Below are 15,761 nucleotides of genomic sequence, written 5' to 3'. Positions count from 1 at the left end.
TGAAGGCGCTTCACACAAAAACCTTCCGGGCAGTACAGATCCGTGCCCGGACTGCCTGCTCACTGAAGTTTCCCGGCGAGGGCATCATGGACATCCCCCATTTCGGCGATTCGAAGCCTGCGGCCCAGCCTGAGGACACGGCTCGGCTCCTGGAGGAAAAGGACAGGACAATCGCACGGCTGCAGAAGAAACTGGAGAAGTACGAGGCCATCTTCCAGGGCCTGTCCGACGGCGTGCTGCTCATCGACGAGAAGCTGTCCGAGTGCAACCGGGAGGCCTGCCAGATCTGGCGGTGCGAGAAGGAGGACATCATCGGGTTCTTCCCGAGCGATTTCGCGCCCCTTTTCCAACCCGATGGGGAGAACTCCTACGAGATGGCCAGCAGGAAGGTCAGCGAGGCCCTGCGCGGGAACATCCAGAAGTTCGAGTGGAAGGACATCCGCCGCGACGGGATGATGATCGACACCCAGGTCGTCCTGAACCGCATCGAAGTGGACGGGAAGGGTTACGTGCTGGCCACCTTCAAGGACATCACGGACCTCAAGATCAAGGAGAACGAAAAGCAGGCCCTGCTGCACATGATGGAGAAGATCATCGAGGACAGGACGCGGGCCCTGCAGGAGTACAACGAGTCCCTGAACGAGGAGATCGCCCGCCGCAAGCGCACCGAGCGGCATCTTGAACACGCCTACATGGAACTCGAACATATCTTCGACACCTCGGGCGACGGCATCCTCGTCCTCGACTCGGACCGCAACATCGTCCGCGCCAACCTCGCCTTCGCCCAGCTGGTCGAGAAGCCGGCCGATGACATCCTCGGGAAGAAGTGCTTCGACATCTTCCCCTGCCGCCACAGGTGCACGGACCACTGCATCATCCAGGAGATCGTGGTCGGCTCGTCCAAGACCGACTTCGAAAAGGAGTTCGTGTCCGAGTCGGGCGAGCGCAAGTCCTGCCTGGTCAAGGCCGCGGCCCTGCGCGGGGAAAAGGGCGAGGTGCTCGGCATCGTCAAGAACTACAAGGACCTGACCAGCTACAAGCGCTGGGTCGACATGCTGCAGGAGTCCGAGGAGTTCCACCGCATAACTCTTGAGAGCATCTGGGACGCCATCTTCCTGACCACCGACGAGGGGCGCATCGTCTTCGTCAGCTGCAACGTGGACAGCATCTTCGGCTACGACGCGGACGAAATCGCCGCCTTCGGGACCATCTTCGACCTCGTCGGCTCCCGCTTCTTCTCGCCCCATGACCTGCAGACGGCGCAGGAGCTCAACAACCTGGAGGTCGAGATCACCGACAAGTTCGGCCGCAGGCGGGTGCTCATCGCCAACGTCAAGCGCGCCGCCCTGCGCTCCGGCACCACCCTCATCGCCTTCCGAGACATCACCGAGCGCAAGGACGCCGAAAAGCGCGCCAAGGTCGAATACGAACAGCTCGTGCAGGCCGGCAAGATGGTGTCGCTTGGCATCCTGGTCTCGGGCGTGGCCCACGAGATCAACAACCCCAACAACTCCATCATCCTGAACGTCCCCGCCTTCCGAGACATCACCGAGCGCAAGGACGCCGAAAAGCGCGCCAAGGTCGAATACGAACAGCTCGTGCAGGCCGGCAAGATGGTGTCGCTTGGCATCCTGGTCTCGGGCGTGGCCCACGAGATCAACAACCCCAACAACTCCATCATCCTGAACGTCCCCCTGCTGTCGCGCATGTGGTACGACGCGCGGGTCATCCTCGACCAGTACATGGACGAGCACGGGGACTTCCTCCTCGGCAACCTCCGCTATTCCTTCGCCCGCGAGCGCGTGCCGCACCTCTTCTCCGGGGTCATGTCCTCGTCCAAGCGCATCAAGCACATCGTGCAGGACCTCAAGAACTACGCCCGGCAGGGCTCCACGGTGCTGAACGAGGTCATCGACATCAACGGCGTGCTCAAGGCCGCGTCGTTGCTGCTCGACAACCAGCTGCAGAAGGCCACGGACCGCCTGGAAATCGGCTACGGGCTTGGCATCCCGCATTTTCGGGGCAATTTCCAGAAGATCGAGCAGGTCGTCATCAACGTCCTCCAAAACGCCTGCGAAGCCCTGGACGACAAGTCCAAGGCCATCCGAATCAGAACCGGTTTCGATCCGCGGCGGGAACAGGTCTGGCTCGATGTGGCGGACGAGGGTCAGGGCATCCCGGCCGACGACCTGCCCCACGTGACCGACCCCTTCTACACCACCAAGCGCGCCTGCGGCGGGACGGGCCTGGGGCTTTCCATTTCCTCCCGGATCATGCAGGAGCACGGCGGAGAGTTGACCTTTCATTCCCGCCAGGGCGAGGGGACGACGGTCACCCTGACTTTCCCCGCACGCCACGAAGGAGACGCCGCCGTATGATCCAGACCTTTCCCGTCCTCATCGTCGACGACGAGGCCGACATTCTGAACAGTTTCGACCTGTGCCTGCGCGCAAGCGGCATCGACAACACCGTCTGCTGCCAGAACCCGGCCGAGGCTCTGCGCATCATCGACGAGCGGCCCCTGGGGGCCATGATCCTTGACTTGAGCATGCCCGGCGTGACCGGCCAGGAGATACTGGCCCATGTGCGGGAGGCGCGTCCGGAACTGCCGGTCATCGTGGCCACGGGCGTGGAGTCCATCGAATCGGCCGTGGCGTGCATGAAGCTCGGCGCCCTGGATTACCTGGCCAAGCCCGTGGAGGAGGAGCGCTTGGTGGCCTCCGTGCGCACGGCCCTGGAAATGAGCCGGCTGCGCCGCGAGAACACGTCTCTGCGCCAATGCCTCGTGCTGGACCGCCTGACCCGGCCCGAGGCCTTCGAGCATATCGCCACGGACAGCCCCAAGATGCGGCAGATCTTCCAGTACCTGGAGGCGGTCAGCGCGTCGTCCGAACCCATCCTCATCTTTGGTGAGACGGGCGTCGGCAAGGAGCTGGCCGCGCGGGCCGTGCACAAGCTGACCTGCCCGCGCAAACCCTTCGTGGCCGTCAACGTGGCCGGACTTGACGACGTGGTCTTCAGCGACACCCTGTTCGGCCACCGCAAGGGGGCCTTCACCGGGGCCGTCGCCGCCCGCAAGGGGTTGGTGGAGCAGGCCGCCGACGGCGTGCTCTTCCTCGACGAGATCGGCGATCTGGGCGAATCGTCGCAGGTCAAGCTGCTGCGCCTGCTACAGGAGCGGGAGTACCTGCCCCTGGGGGCCGACGTGCCCCGCCCGTCCGAGGCGAGGGTCGTGGTGGCCACCAACTGCGACCTGGAGGCCATGACCCGCGAGGGAAGCTTCCGCAAGGACCTCTATTATCGCCTGCGCACCCACATGGTCCGCATTCCGCCCTTGCGCGAACGCCCCGAGGATATACCCGTGCTGCTGGAGCTTTTCATCGCCGAGGCCGCGGCCAGTTTCGGCAAGGACGCACCGAAGCCGAGCCGCTGCCTCGTCAGCCGCCTGCGCGCCTACCCCTTCCCCGGCAACGTGCGCGAGCTGCGCGCCTACGTCTTCGACGCCATGGGCAGCTGGAACGGCGGCGACTTCTCCTGCGGACCGGACAACGACACTTCGGAACTTTTCGGCGCGGCCGAAGAGCTGTGCTTCCCAGCCGCCCTGCCGACCATCGAGGAGACCGTGCAGGCCCTCGTGCGCGAAGCCATGAACCGCGCGGGCGGCGTCCAGACCCTGGCCGCGCGCTGGCTCGGCATCTCCCAGCCGGCGCTCAGCAAGCGCTTGAAAAAAGGCGGCTCATAACTTTTTGCATAACCCGCACCTGGGGAATACATGAACCCATCTATGCGAAACCATGATCTGAATTGATTTTCCCACTGCATTTCGCCTCATCCAGGCCATAACTTTTGTTATGGCCTTTTTCTTTTCTCATTCAAGCCATCCTTAAATTCCGGCATGTTGCACTGTCATACAACCTGGCACGTTCCTTCCAATACAGGGATCGAATTTCGGCACCGGCATCCCGGCCGCGTTCGAAAACACCACGGAGGACAGTTATGGTTCAAAACTACGTTTTCCCGGCGACCGTATCCGAAGCGGTCACGGTCCTCAGCACCAACAGGGGGAAGGCCCGGATCATCGCCGGCGGCACGGACCTGATGCTGGAGCTGCAGGACGGCAAGAACACCTGCGACGTGCTGGTCGACCTGACCCAGATCGCGGAACTCAAAAACATCACGGAGGAGAACGGGTTCATCCGCATCGGCGCGAGCGTGACCCACGCCCAGGCGTCCAAATCCGAGCTCATCCTGAAGCACGCCCCGGCCCTGGCTCAGGCCTGCCGCAAGGTCGGCTCCCTGCAGATCCGCAACATGGGCACCATCATCGGCAACATCGTGACCGGCAACCCGGCCGCCGACGCCGCCGTGGCCCTGGCCTGCCTGGAAACCACGGCCGAAGTGACCACGCAGGAGGGCATGCAGTCCATGCCGCTGGAGGACATGTACGCCGGCGTCTGCCTGTCCTGCATCGACAGCTGCTGCCAGGTCGTGACCCACGTCAAATTTCCCGTGAAGCAAAAGAACCAGGGTTCCGCCTACCTGCGCATGGAGCAGCGCAAGGCCCTGGCCCTGCCGATGCTCGCCGTCTCGGCCATGGTCGCCCTCGACGGCGACAGGTTCGAATGGGCGCGGCTCATCATCGCCCCCGTCGGCGCCGGCCCGCAGCACGCCCTTGACGCCGAGGAGTTCCTGAAGGGCGCGCCCGTCAGCGCGGCCACCTTGACCGAAGCCGGACAGCTGGCCCGCAACCAGGCCATGTTCCGCAGCAGCGCCATCCGCGGTTCCAAGGAATACCGGATGGGAGTCCTGCCCGTTTTCGTCGAACGGGTCCTTCAAGCGGCTGTCGAAGACGCCCGCAAAGCATAACGGAGGAAGAACATGCCGAACCAGATCATTTCATTCCGACTGAACGGCGAGGTCGTCGAGATGGCCGTCTCCCCTGCGGAGATGCTCCTCGACGTGCTGCGCGAGAAAATGCACCTCACGGGCACCAAGCGCGGCTGCGGCAAGGGCGAGTGCGGCGCGTGCACCATCATCTTCAACGGCAAGGCCATGAACGCCTGCCTCATCCCGGCCATGCGCGCCCAGGGCGCGGACATCCAGACCATCGAGGGCGTCGAGGGCCCGGGCGGCCTGCACCCGCTGCAGCAGAGCTTCATCGACAAGGGCGCCGTGCAGTGCGGCTTCTGCACGCCGGGCATGATCATGTCGGCCAAGGCCCTGCTGGACAAGAACAAGTCCCCCTCCAAGGAGCAGATCAGGGAAGCCGTGGGCGGAAACATCTGCCGCTGCACCGGCTACGTCAAAATCGAGGAAGCGGTGGAGGACGCCGCACGTCAACTTCGGGCGTCCGCCGTCAAGGGAGGAGACTTATGAGTCAGTTCGAATATGTCGGAAAAAGCGTCGGCCGGCGCGACGGCGTGGACAAGACCACGGGCCGCGGCCTCTTCACCACGGACATCTTCCTGCCGGGCATGCTCTTCGCCAAGGTGCTGCGCAGCCCGCATCCCCACGCCCGCATCGTGTCCATCGACACCTCCGAGGCCGAGAAGCTTCCCGGCGTCAAGGCCATCATGACCCACAAGAACGGCCCCAAGAACCTCTTCAACGCCGCCGTGCCCATGTTCCTGACCATCCCGCAGCTTGAACGCGTGCTGGACCAGCTGCTTTTCGACGAGGTCGTCCGCCACGTCGGTGACGAGGTGGCCGCCGTGGCCGCCACGAGCGAGTCCGTGGCGGAAAAGGCGCTGTCCCTGATCAAGGTCGAGTACGAAATCCTGCCTGCGGTCTTCGATCCGCTGGAGGCCATGAAGCCCGAGGCGCCCGAACTGCATGCCGGCAAGGGCTGCACTCCCGAGGGCAGAAACATCCCGGCCGAAATAGTGAAGATTCCCTACAACGATGTGGAGAAGGGGCTGGCCGAATCCGATATCATCATCGAGGAGACCTTCGAACTGCCTGTGGTCAAGCAGGTCCAGATGGAGACCCAGGCCGCCGTGGCTCAGGTCGACGGTGACGGCAACGTGACCGTTTGGTCCACCACCCAGACCCCACACCCGTCCAGGGCCATTCTCGGCAAGATCTTCGACGTCCCGGCCGGCAAGATCCGCGTCTTGGCCCCTCCCTACGTGGGTGGCGGCTTCGGCGTGCGCATCGGCCTGAGCGGCAAGGCCGAGCCCATCGCCATGGGCCTGGCCCTGCTGGCCAAGCGGCCCGTGAAGATGATCTACACCCGCAAGGAGGACTTCATCGCTTCCGACACGCGCCACGCCGGATATGTCACGGTCAAGCTCGGCGCCAAGAAGGACGGCACGTTCCAGGCGCTGGACCTGAAGGCCGTCTTCAATACGGGGGCCTACTGCACCTTCGGGGCGGAACTTCCCGGCGTGTGCGGTGCCATGACCCTGGCCATCTACCGCATCCCGCACCAGCGCTATTTCGGGCACAGCGTGTACACGAACTGCACCAGCGCCGGCGCCATGCGCGGCTTCGGCAACCCCCAGGGCAACCTGGCCATGGAGCAGGCCGTGGACATGATGGCCGAAAAGCTCGGCATGGACCCCATGGAACTGCGCATGAAGAACATCATGCGCCCCGGCGACCCGTGGTGCCTCCCGTATCCATGCGGCACGTCCGAACTGCCCGAGTGCATCCGCCAGGGTGCCGAAAGCATCGGATGGTCGCGCCGCGGCAAACTCCATGAACCCGGCGCGGTCAAGCTGCGCGGCCTCGGCATGGCCGTGGGCACCCACGTCAGCAACGCCTGGCCCTTCTGCGTGGACTACGACAACGCCTATGTGACCATCCAGTCCGACGGCTCGGCCCAGGTCGCTTCCGGCGTTCCGGACATCGGCACGGGCACGAGCACCAGCCTCGTGCAGATTGCGTCCGAGACCTTAGGCATGAACATGGACAACGTCGGCCTGACGTACGGCGACACCCTGGGAACACCCTTCGACATCGGCAGCCACGCCAGCCGCACCTGTTACGCAGCGGGCACTGCCGTCAAAGCCGCCGCCTCCGATGCCCGCAAGCAGATTCTGGAATACGCTGCAGGCTACTTCAACATTGCGGCCGAACGCCTGGAGATCAAAAACGGCGTCATCGCGCCCATGGCCGGCAGCCTCGACGAATGCTCGGGCTCGGGCCTGTGCCAGCTCGAAGAGGTCAAAGACGGCAAGGGCAACTCCGTGACCATGGAGGAACTGGCCTACCACGCCCACGTCCGCAACAAGCAATTCATCGGCGTCGGCCGCATCGTGCCCGAAAACGCCCCGCCGTGGCACGCCTGCTTCGCCGAGGTCGAGGTCGACACGCGCACGGGCCAGGTCAGGGTCGTCAAGCTGACCGCCGCCCATGACGTGGGCCGGGCCATCAACCCCATGATCGTCGAGGGCCAGATCGAGGGCGGAGCCGTCCAGGGCATCGGCTACGCCCTGAGCGAGGAGATCACCTACAACGACAAGGGCCGCCAGCAGCAGTACAGCATGCACAACTACATGCTGCCCACGGCCGAGGACATACCCGAGATCCATTCCATCATCGTCGAAGGCAACGACCCCACGGGCCCGTTCGGGGCCAAGGGCGCGGGCGAGTGCAGTCTGGTCTGCCCGGCCTCGGCCATCGCCAACGCCGTGGCCAACGCCACGGGCTATCGCTTCAAAAAGATCCCGATGACGCCGGAACGCGTATTCAAGGCCCTGAATTCATGAACACGACGGCGCAGGGGCGACCCCCTTGCGCCGCTTCCCCCTGGAGGGGCAATATGAAGAAACTGCTCTTTGCCGCCATGACGGCGGCCCTGCTGATGACGGGATCGACGGCCCTGGCCGGTTCGGGGCATTACGTGAGCGGCGCCGAGGGCATCAAGGGCGCGACACTGCCGCCGCAGGGCGTCTACTGGCGCATGTACAATCTCTTCTACACGGCCGACGACCTGCGGGACAAGCACGGCGACGAGATCGACGCCGACTTCGACGTGAACGTCTACGCCCTGGTCAACCGCCTCGTGTACTCCTCGGGCATCGAGATTCTCGGCGCCAACGTCGTGGCCGACATCTGCGTGCCCCTGGTCTACACCGACATCTCCATGAAGGCCGGCGGCATGACGTTCTTCGACGATAACGAGTTCGGGCTGGGCGACATCCTCATCGAGCCCGCCATCCTGGCCTGGCACGGCCCCCGGTACGACGCGGCCCTGGGCGTAGGCGTGTACCTACCCACGGGCGACTTCGACGCCGACGAGCCGGCCAGCCCCGGCAAGGGCTTCTGGACCGGCATGCTCACGGCCGGCGCGACCCTCTATTTCGACGAGGCCCGGACCTGGTCGGCCTCCATCCTGTCCCGCTACGAGATCCACTCGGAGCAGGAGGACACGGACGTGACCTACGGCAACGACTTCCACTTCGAGTGGGGCCTGGGCAAGACCGTGGCCAAGATCTGGGACGTGGGCCTGGCCGGCTACTGCCGCTGGCAGGTCACGGACGACAGCGGCCCCGGCACGTCCGACGACCGCGAAGAGGCCTACGCGGTGGGACCGGAAGTCAGCGTCTTCGTGCCCGACTGGGGCCTGGGCGTGTCCCTGCGTTCGCTGTGGGAGTTCGAGAACAAGGTCAACTCCCAGGGCAACGTGACCACCCTCATGATCATGAAAGCATTCTAAGGACAACGTCATGTTCACCATAGTCAACCGCGAGGAGATGGCCGGCGGCACGGTCATCCTCAACGAGATCGAGGCCCCGCGCATCGCGGCCAAGGCCAGGCCGGGGCAGTTCCTCATTCTCAAGGCCAACGAAAACGGGGAGCGCATCCCCCTGACCATGGCCGAGACGGACCCGGAAAAGGGCACGGTCACGGTCATCTATATGGTCGTGGGCAAGAGCACGGAGCTCTTCAAGCGCCTGAAGGTCGGCCAGGCCTACCAGGACGTCATCGGCCCCCTGGGCCAGCCCACACACATCGAGCCCGGCCGGAACGTGGTCTGCGTGGGCGGCGGCACCGGCGTAGCCGTGCTGCACCCCATCGCCCGCGGCATGAAGCAGGCCGGCTGCGCCGTCACCTCCATCATCGGCGCCCGCAACAAGGACCTGCTCATCCTCGAAGAGAAGATGGGCCGGGCCTCCAGCGAACTGCACGTCTGCACCGACGACGGCTCCTACGGCCGCAAGGGCTTCGTGACCGAGGTGCTGAAGGAGAAGCTCGACGCCGGCGGCGTGGACCAGGTCGTGGCCATCGGGCCGGTGCCGATGATGAAGTTCGTGTCCCTCATGACGAAGGACTACGGCGTACCGACCATGGTCAGCCTCAACCCCATCATGATCGACGGCACGGGCATGTGCGGCGGCTGCCGCGTGACCGTGGGCGGGGAGACGAAGTTCGGCTGCGTGGACGGGCCGGAGTTCGACGGGCATCAGGTCGACTTCGACGAGCTGATCCTGCGCCTGCGGGCCTACACCGAACAGGAACGCTGCAGCCACGAGCGCTGCAAGTGGGAAGAAGGAGGCAACGCATGAGCACCGCCAAGACCCCGCGACAGGCCATGCCCGAGCAGCCGCCCCTGGTCCGGGCCCGCAACTTCGAGGAAGTGCCCTTGGGCTACACCCCGGAACAGGCCGTGGCCGAAGCCTCGCGCTGCCTGCAGTGCAAGAGCCCGGCCTGCGTGCAGGGCTGCCCCGTCAATGTCGACATCCCGGGCTTCATCAAGCACATGGCCGCCGGCGACTTCGACAAGGCCATCGGCAAGATCTGGGAGCGCAACAGCCTGCCGGCCGTGTGCGGCCGGGTCTGCCCCCAGGAGGTCCAGTGCGAGGGCAACTGTCTGCTCGGCCGCAAGGGCGAGGCCGTGGCCATCGGCAACCTGGAGCGCTTCGCCGCCGACTGGGAACGCACGCACCACGTCTGCGAACTGCCCTCCCGCGAGGCGGCCACGGGCAAGCGCGTGGCCGTGGTCGGCTCGGGGCCGTCGGGCCTGACCGTGGCCAGCGACCTGATCCTCAAAGGCCATGAGGTCAGCCTCTTCGAGGCCTTCCACAAGCCCGGCGGCGTGCTCGTCTACGGCATCCCGGAATTCCGGCTGCCCAAGGACATCGTCGCCGCCGAGGTGTCCTGCCTGCAGGCCCAGGGCGTGAAGCTCGAGTGCGACGTGGTCGTGGGCCGCACCGTGAGCGTTGAAGAGCTCTTCGAGCAGGGCTTCGACGCCGTGTACCTGGGCGTGGGCGCCGGCCTGCCCAAGTTCATGCGCATCCCGGGCGAGAACCTCGTCGGCGTGCTCTCGGCCAACGAGTACCTGACGCGGGCCAACCTGATGAAGGCCTACCTCTTCCCCGAAGTGGACACGCCCATCCCGCGCGGCAAGCATGTGGCAGTTCTGGGTGGCGGCAACGTGGCCATGGACAGCGCGCGCACGGCCATGCGTCTGGGCGCGGACAAGGTCAGCCTGGTCTACCGTCGCTCCCGCGACGAGATGCCGGCCCGCAAGGCCGAGATCCACCACGCCGAGGAGGAGGGGCTCAACTTCGAACTGCTGTGCAACCCGGTGCGCTACCTGGGCGACGACAAGGGCCGCCTGACGGGCATCGAGTGCATCCGCATGGAACTGGGCGAGCCCGACGCCTCGGGGCGCAGGCGGCCGGTGGAGGTGCCGGGTTCGGAGTTCGTCGTCGAGTGCGACCTGGCCATCGTGGCCATCGGCGCCGGGGCCAACCCGCTGCTGACCCGCTCCACGCCGGACCTGCCGCTGAACAAGTTGGGCTACGTCACGGCCAACGCGGACACGGGCAAGACGGGCAAGAAAGGGGTCTGGGCCGGCGGAGACATCGTGACCGGCGCGGCCACGGTCATTCTGGCCATGGGCGCGGGCCGCAAGGCCGCCGACTCCATCCACGAATACCTGACCTGGGGCTGGTGACAACCGGGGGAGGCCAACCCTCCCCCGTTCCCGAAATCACGAGGAGGAGCCATGAACCTGAACGAACGGGTCATCGCCATCAAGAGCGGCGGTGAAATGGCCTCGGCAATCGTCTGGCGGCTGCATCACGCGCGGATGCGCCGCATCGTCATCCTGGAGACGAAGCACCCCCTGGCCGTGCGGAGAACGGTCAGCTTCTGCGAGGCCGTGCATGACGGGTCCTGCATGGTCGAAGACGTGCGCGGCGTGCGCATCGACGGGCCGGAACAGATCGAGGCGGCCTGGGCCGCAGGCGACGTCCCCATACTGGTGGACCCCGAATGGCGGAGCCTGGATGCCATCCGGCCCGACGTGCTCGTGGACGCCATCATCGCCAAGCGCAACCTGGGCACGAGCGTGCGCGACGCGCCGCTGGTCATCGGCCTGGGGCCGGGCTTCGAGGCCGGGCAGGACGCGCACCTCGTCGTCGAGACCAACCGCGGGCACGACCTGGGGCGCATCATCACCGAAGGGATGGCGGCCCCCAACACGGGCATTCCCGGCACCATCGGCGGATTCTCGAAAGAGCGCGTCCTGCGTGCGCCCGTGCCGGGCAAGCTGGTCTGGGACTGCTCTCTCGGCGACCTGGTGAACAAGGGGCAGATTCTGGGACGGGTCGACGGCTCGCCCGTCACGGCCGTGATCTCCGGGCTCCTGCGCGGACAGATCCGCCCCAACGGCCATGTGCCCCAGGGCCTCAAGCTCGGGGACATCGACCCGCGCGGGGACATGGCCTACCTGCACACCATCTCCGACAAGGGCCGCGCCATCGGCGGGGCGGTGCTTGAGTGCATCATGAGGGCGTACAATTGAGTGTGGCCGCGCCCGAAACCATGACCGAGGCCCTGGCCCTGCCCGAGCGGGGCCTGCTGGCCATCGTCGGCGCGGGAGGCAAGACCACGGCCATGTACCGCCTGGCCGCGGAACTGACCGAACGCGGACTGCGGGTAGCCTGCACGACCACGACGAGGATATTCCCCCCTGAGCCGCGGCAGGCCCGTCTCATCCTGGCCGAGAACAACGAGGCGCTCCTCGACGAATGCCGGGACGCAGCGGCCCTGGGTCGTCCGGTCTGCGTCGCCTGGGCAATGGAGAACGGCAAGCTCATGGGGCTCATGCCGGATTTCATCCACAAACTGTCGGACGCGGAAATCTTCGACTGGATCCTGGTCGAGGCCGACGGAGCGCGCTGCCTGCCCCTCAAGGCGCCGGCCGCGCACGAGCCTGTCGTCCCCGGCCGCAGCACCCATGTCCTGGCCGTGGTGGGACTGACGGGCGTCGGCGCGCCCCTGGACGAACGTCACGTCTGCCGGAGCGCGTGTTTCGCGAAACTGAGCGGCCTTGCTTGCGGAGCCCCGGTCACCCCGGCTTCCGTCGCCCGTGTCTGCGCCCACCCCGAAGGGTTGTTCAAGGGCGCTCCCCAAGGTGCCGCGAAATTGCTCTGGCTGAACCAGGCCGACGCCCCGCAGGCCCTCGAACACGGACGCGCGATACTGGACCTGCTGCATGATGCCGGCGCCCTGCCCCGTCGGGCCGGCATCGGCTCGGCCGGACGCACGCCGTGCGTCCTGGAGGTCCGAACATGAACGTGCGGGGCGTGATCCTGGCCGCCGGGCTCGGACGGCGCATGGGCGCGGTCAAACAGCTCCTGCCCTTCCACGGCAGACCGCTGCTGCAGCACGTCATCGATGCGGCCCGGTCCTCGACCCTCGCACACGTGACGCTGGTCCTCGGCAACGCCCATGCGGAGATCCTGCCACGGATCGACGCACGCGGCCTCGACGTTGTCCTGAACCCCGACTTCGCCTCCGGCCAGAGCACGTCGGTTCGCGCAGGGCTCGCCCACGGGCCGGATGCCGACGGCGTCATGTTCCTTCTCGGGGACCAGCCCCTGGTCGGCGCCCCGCTCATCGACCTTCTCGTGGCGCGCTTTCTGGCCGCCCTCCCCCCGGCCCTCGTGCCGGTCCACGAGGGCCGTCCCGGCAACCCCGCCATCATCGGCCGCGAGCTGATGCGTGATGCGGAAGGGCTGACGGGCGATGTCGGCGCCCGATACATGCTGCGCGACAACGCCCGGCATGTGCGACAGATCGAAATCGGTGACCCCGCCGTGTTTCGCGACGTGGACACCATGGACGACTACCTGACCCTGCTGGCCATGCGTCGGCAGGCTGATCACGATGTTCACAGACCCTGAACGAGGAGAAAGACATGAAGACGATCGCTGTCGAACACGCTGTCGGAACAGTGCTCTGCCATGACATCACCCGGATCGTGCCGGGCGGCGAAAAGGGCCCGGCCTTCCGGCGCGGGCACGTGGTGCGGGAGGAGGACATCCCCGTGCTGCTCGATATCGGCAAGGCCAACCTCTACGTCTTCGACCCGGCCGACGGCTTTGTGCACGAGGACACGGCCGCCGTCCGCCTGGCCCGGGCAGCGGCCGGACGCGGCATCGTCTTGAGCGAGCCCCAGGAGGGCAAGGTCACGCTGACCGCCGAAGAGGACGGCCTGCTGTGCATCGACGTGGACGGGCTCATGCGCCTCAATTCCATCGAAGACGTGACCTTCAGCACCATCCACCGCCACCAGCGCGTGCGCCCCGGCCGCGTTCTGGCCGGCACGCGGGTCATACCGCTGGTCGTCCCCGAGGAACTCATGCGCGCGGCCGAGGCGGTCTGCGCCGAGCACGCCCCCCTGATCGAGGTCAAACCGCTGCGGCGCGCCAAGGTCGGCGTGGTGACGACGGGCAGCGAGATCTTCCACGGCCGCATCAAGGATGGCTTCGGCCCCCTGCTGCGCGCCAAGTTCGACGACCTGGGCAGCGAGGTCGTGGACCAGGTCTTCGTGTCCGACATCGTCGGCCTGACCGTCGACGCCATCACGTCCCTGGTCCGCCAGGGCGCGGACTTCATCGCCGTGACCGGCGGCATGAGCGTGGACCCCGACGACCAGACACCCGCGGCCATCCGCGCCACGGGGGCCGAGGTTGTCTCCTACGGCGCGCCGACCTATCCAGGCGCCATGTTCATGCTGGCCTACTTGGGCGATGTGCCCATCCTGGGTCTGCCCGGCTGCGTCATGTATTACAAGGCCAGCATCTTCGATCTGGTGGTGCCCCGCATCCTGGCGGGCGAACGCCTCACGCGCCGCGACATCGTGGCCCTGGGCCACGGCGGCCTGTGCGAAAACTGCGGGACGTGCCGCTACCCGGCCTGCGGCTTCGGGAAATGAAAGGGACTGGGGGGAGGAAGGGCTCAATGGACGAGATGGACGTGATGGACGAGATGGACGTCATGGACCTGGTGGCTGCCCAGGATCTCTCGGCAGAACTGGCCATTACGAAGCTCTCCCCAGGCAGCGTCCATACCGTCCATCACGCCCATCTCGTCCACGGCCCTGCCGCCTCTCCCCTCACAGCCCCCTGCTCTCGAACCAGCGGAAAAGCCCCAGGGCCACGGCGATGAAGACGATGATGACCACCCAGGGCGACACGCCCAGGGTTTCGGGCAGGCCGATCTTGCCCAGGTCGGCCCAGGACAGGACCGTGGCCTTCATCAGCGGGTAGAGTTCCGCGTAGAGGGCCGCGCCGGCGATCATGCCGGCGATGCCGAAGGCGGCGTGCCAGCGGCCCTCGCCCAGGGCGCCCACGGACGTCCCCGGGCAGAAGCCCATGACCGCCCAGCCTGCTCCGAACAGGGCGCCGCCGACCAGGATGGCGCCGACGTTCATGGGCTTGTGACTGAGGGCGATCACTCCCGCATCCGACAACAGAGCCACGCCGACCATGCCGACGATGATGGCCGAGAGCATGAACTTGAGGATGGTCATGTCCTTGAGGAGCATGGCCCCGACCTGCTTCTCGAAGCGCAGCACGCGCCCCTTCTGCAACAGGAACCCGAACAGGATGCCGGTGACCAGTCCCATGATCTGCGCAGTGTCCATCACTTCCTCCTCCCGTAGACCATTGCCGCCACGACGATGCCGACCCCAAAGAACATGGCCAGGGCCACGAAGGCGCTGACCGAAAGCTGCATCATGCCGCTCAGACCGTGCCCGCTCGGGCAGCCGTCGGCCATGCGCGCCCCGAACATGGCCACGATGCCGCCGAGAAAGGCGGCCGCGGCCCGCTTGCCCACGGACGGGCCGAAGCGCTCCTTCCAGACCGGGGGCACGCCTTCGAGCTTGAAGCTTTTGTCCGTGGACGCCGCGATGAACGCGCCGGCGAAGATGCCCAGCACCAGCATGAACTGCCAGTCGACCTTGACCTTTTCCTTGGTGAAATATTCGTTGGCCTCCACGCGTTCCGGCACGACCTGCTTCTCAATGATGCCCGCCCCGCGCACGAAGGTCGTCGAGGCGCCGAGATAGGTCGTCTTGCCCAGCCAGACCGTGGTGGCATAGGCCGAAAGAATGGCCAGCACGCCCACCAAAGCCCCGGCCAGATACGGGCTCCAGCCTCCGTCGTTCCTGTTTGATTGCATTCGCGTTCCCTCCTGAAAAGATTGAGAGCCAAAACCCTGCGCCGCCGGACGCCGCGCATGCCGATTCAAGAAAACCATACTTGAGAATAGGGAAAAAGTGGAGCCCCAAAAATGGGGGAGGGAGCTGCATGGACCTTATGGACGAAATGGACAGTATGGACGGGTTCATGCGTGGTCCATTTGGTCCATCTCGTCCATTTGGTCCATTTCGTCCATAGGGTCCATCTCGTCCATAGGGTCCATCTCGCCCCCCATCAGCTTCTCCCCGCCCTTGACCACAGCCCCCGCCATCTGTCACATTGATTATACCGAAAACCGCCCCGGCAGGCATCCGG

General features: G+C 65.9%; 15 protein-coding genes. 12 read left to right on the top strand and 3 right to left on the bottom strand.

What is annotated here, in order from left to right:
- Positions 1-86 precede the first annotated feature (86 nt).
- The 12 genes from G394_RS19875 (at position 87) to G394_RS0100730 (ending at position 14,176) form a co-directional block, all read left to right on the top strand.
- The gene (locus G394_RS19875) at positions 87-2,378 is read left to right on the top strand and encodes a PAS domain-containing sensor histidine kinase (RefSeq protein ID WP_051306846.1); all 2,292 of its coding nucleotides are present in this window, start codon (positions 87-89) and stop codon (positions 2,376-2,378) included.
- The gene (locus tag G394_RS0100780) at positions 2,375-3,742 is read left to right on the top strand and encodes a sigma-54-dependent transcriptional regulator (protein WP_043774283.1); all 1,368 of its coding nucleotides are present in this window, start codon (positions 2,375-2,377) and stop codon (positions 3,740-3,742) included. The genes G394_RS19875 and G394_RS0100780 overlap by 4 nt, the downstream gene beginning before the upstream one ends.
- Before the next feature lie 254 nt (positions 3,743-3,996).
- Positions 3,997-4,866 carry an FAD binding domain-containing protein gene (locus G394_RS0100775; protein ID WP_028576016.1) on the top strand — a complete coding sequence of 290 codons (870 nt, stop codon included), beginning with the start codon at positions 3,997-3,999 and terminating at the stop codon, positions 4,864-4,866.
- A gap of 12 nt (positions 4,867-4,878) precedes the next feature.
- Positions 4,879-5,376 (top strand): (2Fe-2S)-binding protein, encoded by a 498-nt coding sequence (locus tag G394_RS0100770; protein WP_028576015.1) that lies wholly within the window; start codon positions 4,879-4,881, stop codon positions 5,374-5,376.
- Positions 5,373-7,712, top strand: a complete 2,340-nt coding sequence (locus G394_RS0100765) for a xanthine dehydrogenase family protein molybdopterin-binding subunit (RefSeq protein WP_028576014.1) — start codon at positions 5,373-5,375, stop codon at positions 7,710-7,712. Before G394_RS0100770 ends, G394_RS0100765 begins: the two co-directional genes overlap by 4 nt.
- Positions 7,713-7,765: 53 nt before the next feature.
- Complete coding sequence (locus G394_RS17390; RefSeq protein ID WP_051306845.1) at positions 7,766-8,662, top strand: SphA family protein; 897 nt, start codon at positions 7,766-7,768, stop codon at positions 8,660-8,662.
- Between the two features lie 10 nt (positions 8,663-8,672).
- Positions 8,673-9,512: a sulfide/dihydroorotate dehydrogenase-like FAD/NAD-binding protein gene (locus tag G394_RS0100755; protein ID WP_028576013.1), complete on the top strand. Its 840-nt coding sequence runs from the start codon at positions 8,673-8,675 to the stop codon at positions 9,510-9,512.
- Complete coding sequence (gltA, locus tag G394_RS0100750; protein ID WP_028576012.1) at positions 9,509-10,906, top strand: NADPH-dependent glutamate synthase; 1,398 nt, start codon at positions 9,509-9,511, stop codon at positions 10,904-10,906. The genes G394_RS0100755 and gltA overlap by 4 nt, the downstream gene beginning before the upstream one ends.
- A 51-nt stretch (positions 10,907-10,957) precedes the next feature.
- A complete protein-coding gene (yqeB, locus tag G394_RS0100745; RefSeq protein WP_028576011.1) occupies positions 10,958-11,758 on the top strand; it encodes a selenium-dependent molybdenum cofactor biosynthesis protein YqeB in 801 nt (266 codons plus the stop codon).
- A 2-nt stretch (positions 11,759-11,760) separates the two neighbouring features.
- Positions 11,761-12,531, top strand: a complete 771-nt coding sequence (gene yqeC / locus G394_RS17385; protein WP_051306844.1) for a selenium cofactor biosynthesis protein YqeC — start codon at positions 11,761-11,763, stop codon at positions 12,529-12,531.
- Positions 12,528-13,142, top strand: a complete 615-nt coding sequence (locus G394_RS17380) for a nucleotidyltransferase family protein (protein WP_051306843.1) — start codon at positions 12,528-12,530, stop codon at positions 13,140-13,142. Before yqeC ends, G394_RS17380 begins: the two co-directional genes overlap by 4 nt.
- 14 nt (positions 13,143-13,156) lie before the next feature.
- Entirely contained in the window at positions 13,157-14,176 is a 1,020-nt protein-coding gene (locus G394_RS0100730; RefSeq protein WP_028576010.1) for a molybdopterin-binding protein, read from the top strand.
- A 23-nt stretch (positions 14,177-14,199) separates the two neighbouring features.
- Here the strand turns inward: G394_RS0100730 and G394_RS21705 are convergent, their stop codons facing one another.
- Genes G394_RS21705 through G394_RS0100715 form a run of 3 tightly spaced genes read right to left on the bottom strand, consistent with a single transcriptional unit; the run spans position 14,200 to position 15,504 of the window.
- Entirely contained in the window at positions 14,200-14,322 is a 123-nt protein-coding gene (locus G394_RS21705) for a hypothetical protein (RefSeq protein WP_281168250.1), read from the bottom strand.
- A 34-nt stretch (positions 14,323-14,356) separates the two neighbouring features.
- Positions 14,357-14,887, bottom strand: a complete 531-nt coding sequence (locus G394_RS0100720; protein WP_028576009.1) for a YeeE/YedE thiosulfate transporter family protein — start codon at positions 14,885-14,887, stop codon at positions 14,357-14,359.
- On the bottom strand, positions 14,887-15,504 hold the full coding sequence (locus G394_RS0100715) for a YeeE/YedE thiosulfate transporter family protein (protein ID WP_084435162.1): 618 nt from the start codon (positions 15,502-15,504) through the stop codon (positions 14,887-14,889). The genes G394_RS0100720 and G394_RS0100715 overlap by 1 nt, the downstream gene beginning before the upstream one ends.
- Positions 15,505-15,761: the final 257 nt, after the last annotated feature.

It is taken from the genome of Desulfomicrobium escambiense DSM 10707, assembly GCF_000428825.1.
GTDB classification, from domain to species: domain Bacteria; phylum Desulfobacterota; class Desulfovibrionia; order Desulfovibrionales; family Desulfomicrobiaceae; genus Desulfomicrobium; species Desulfomicrobium escambiense.
This window is presented reverse-complemented; position numbering and strand designations above follow the sequence as displayed.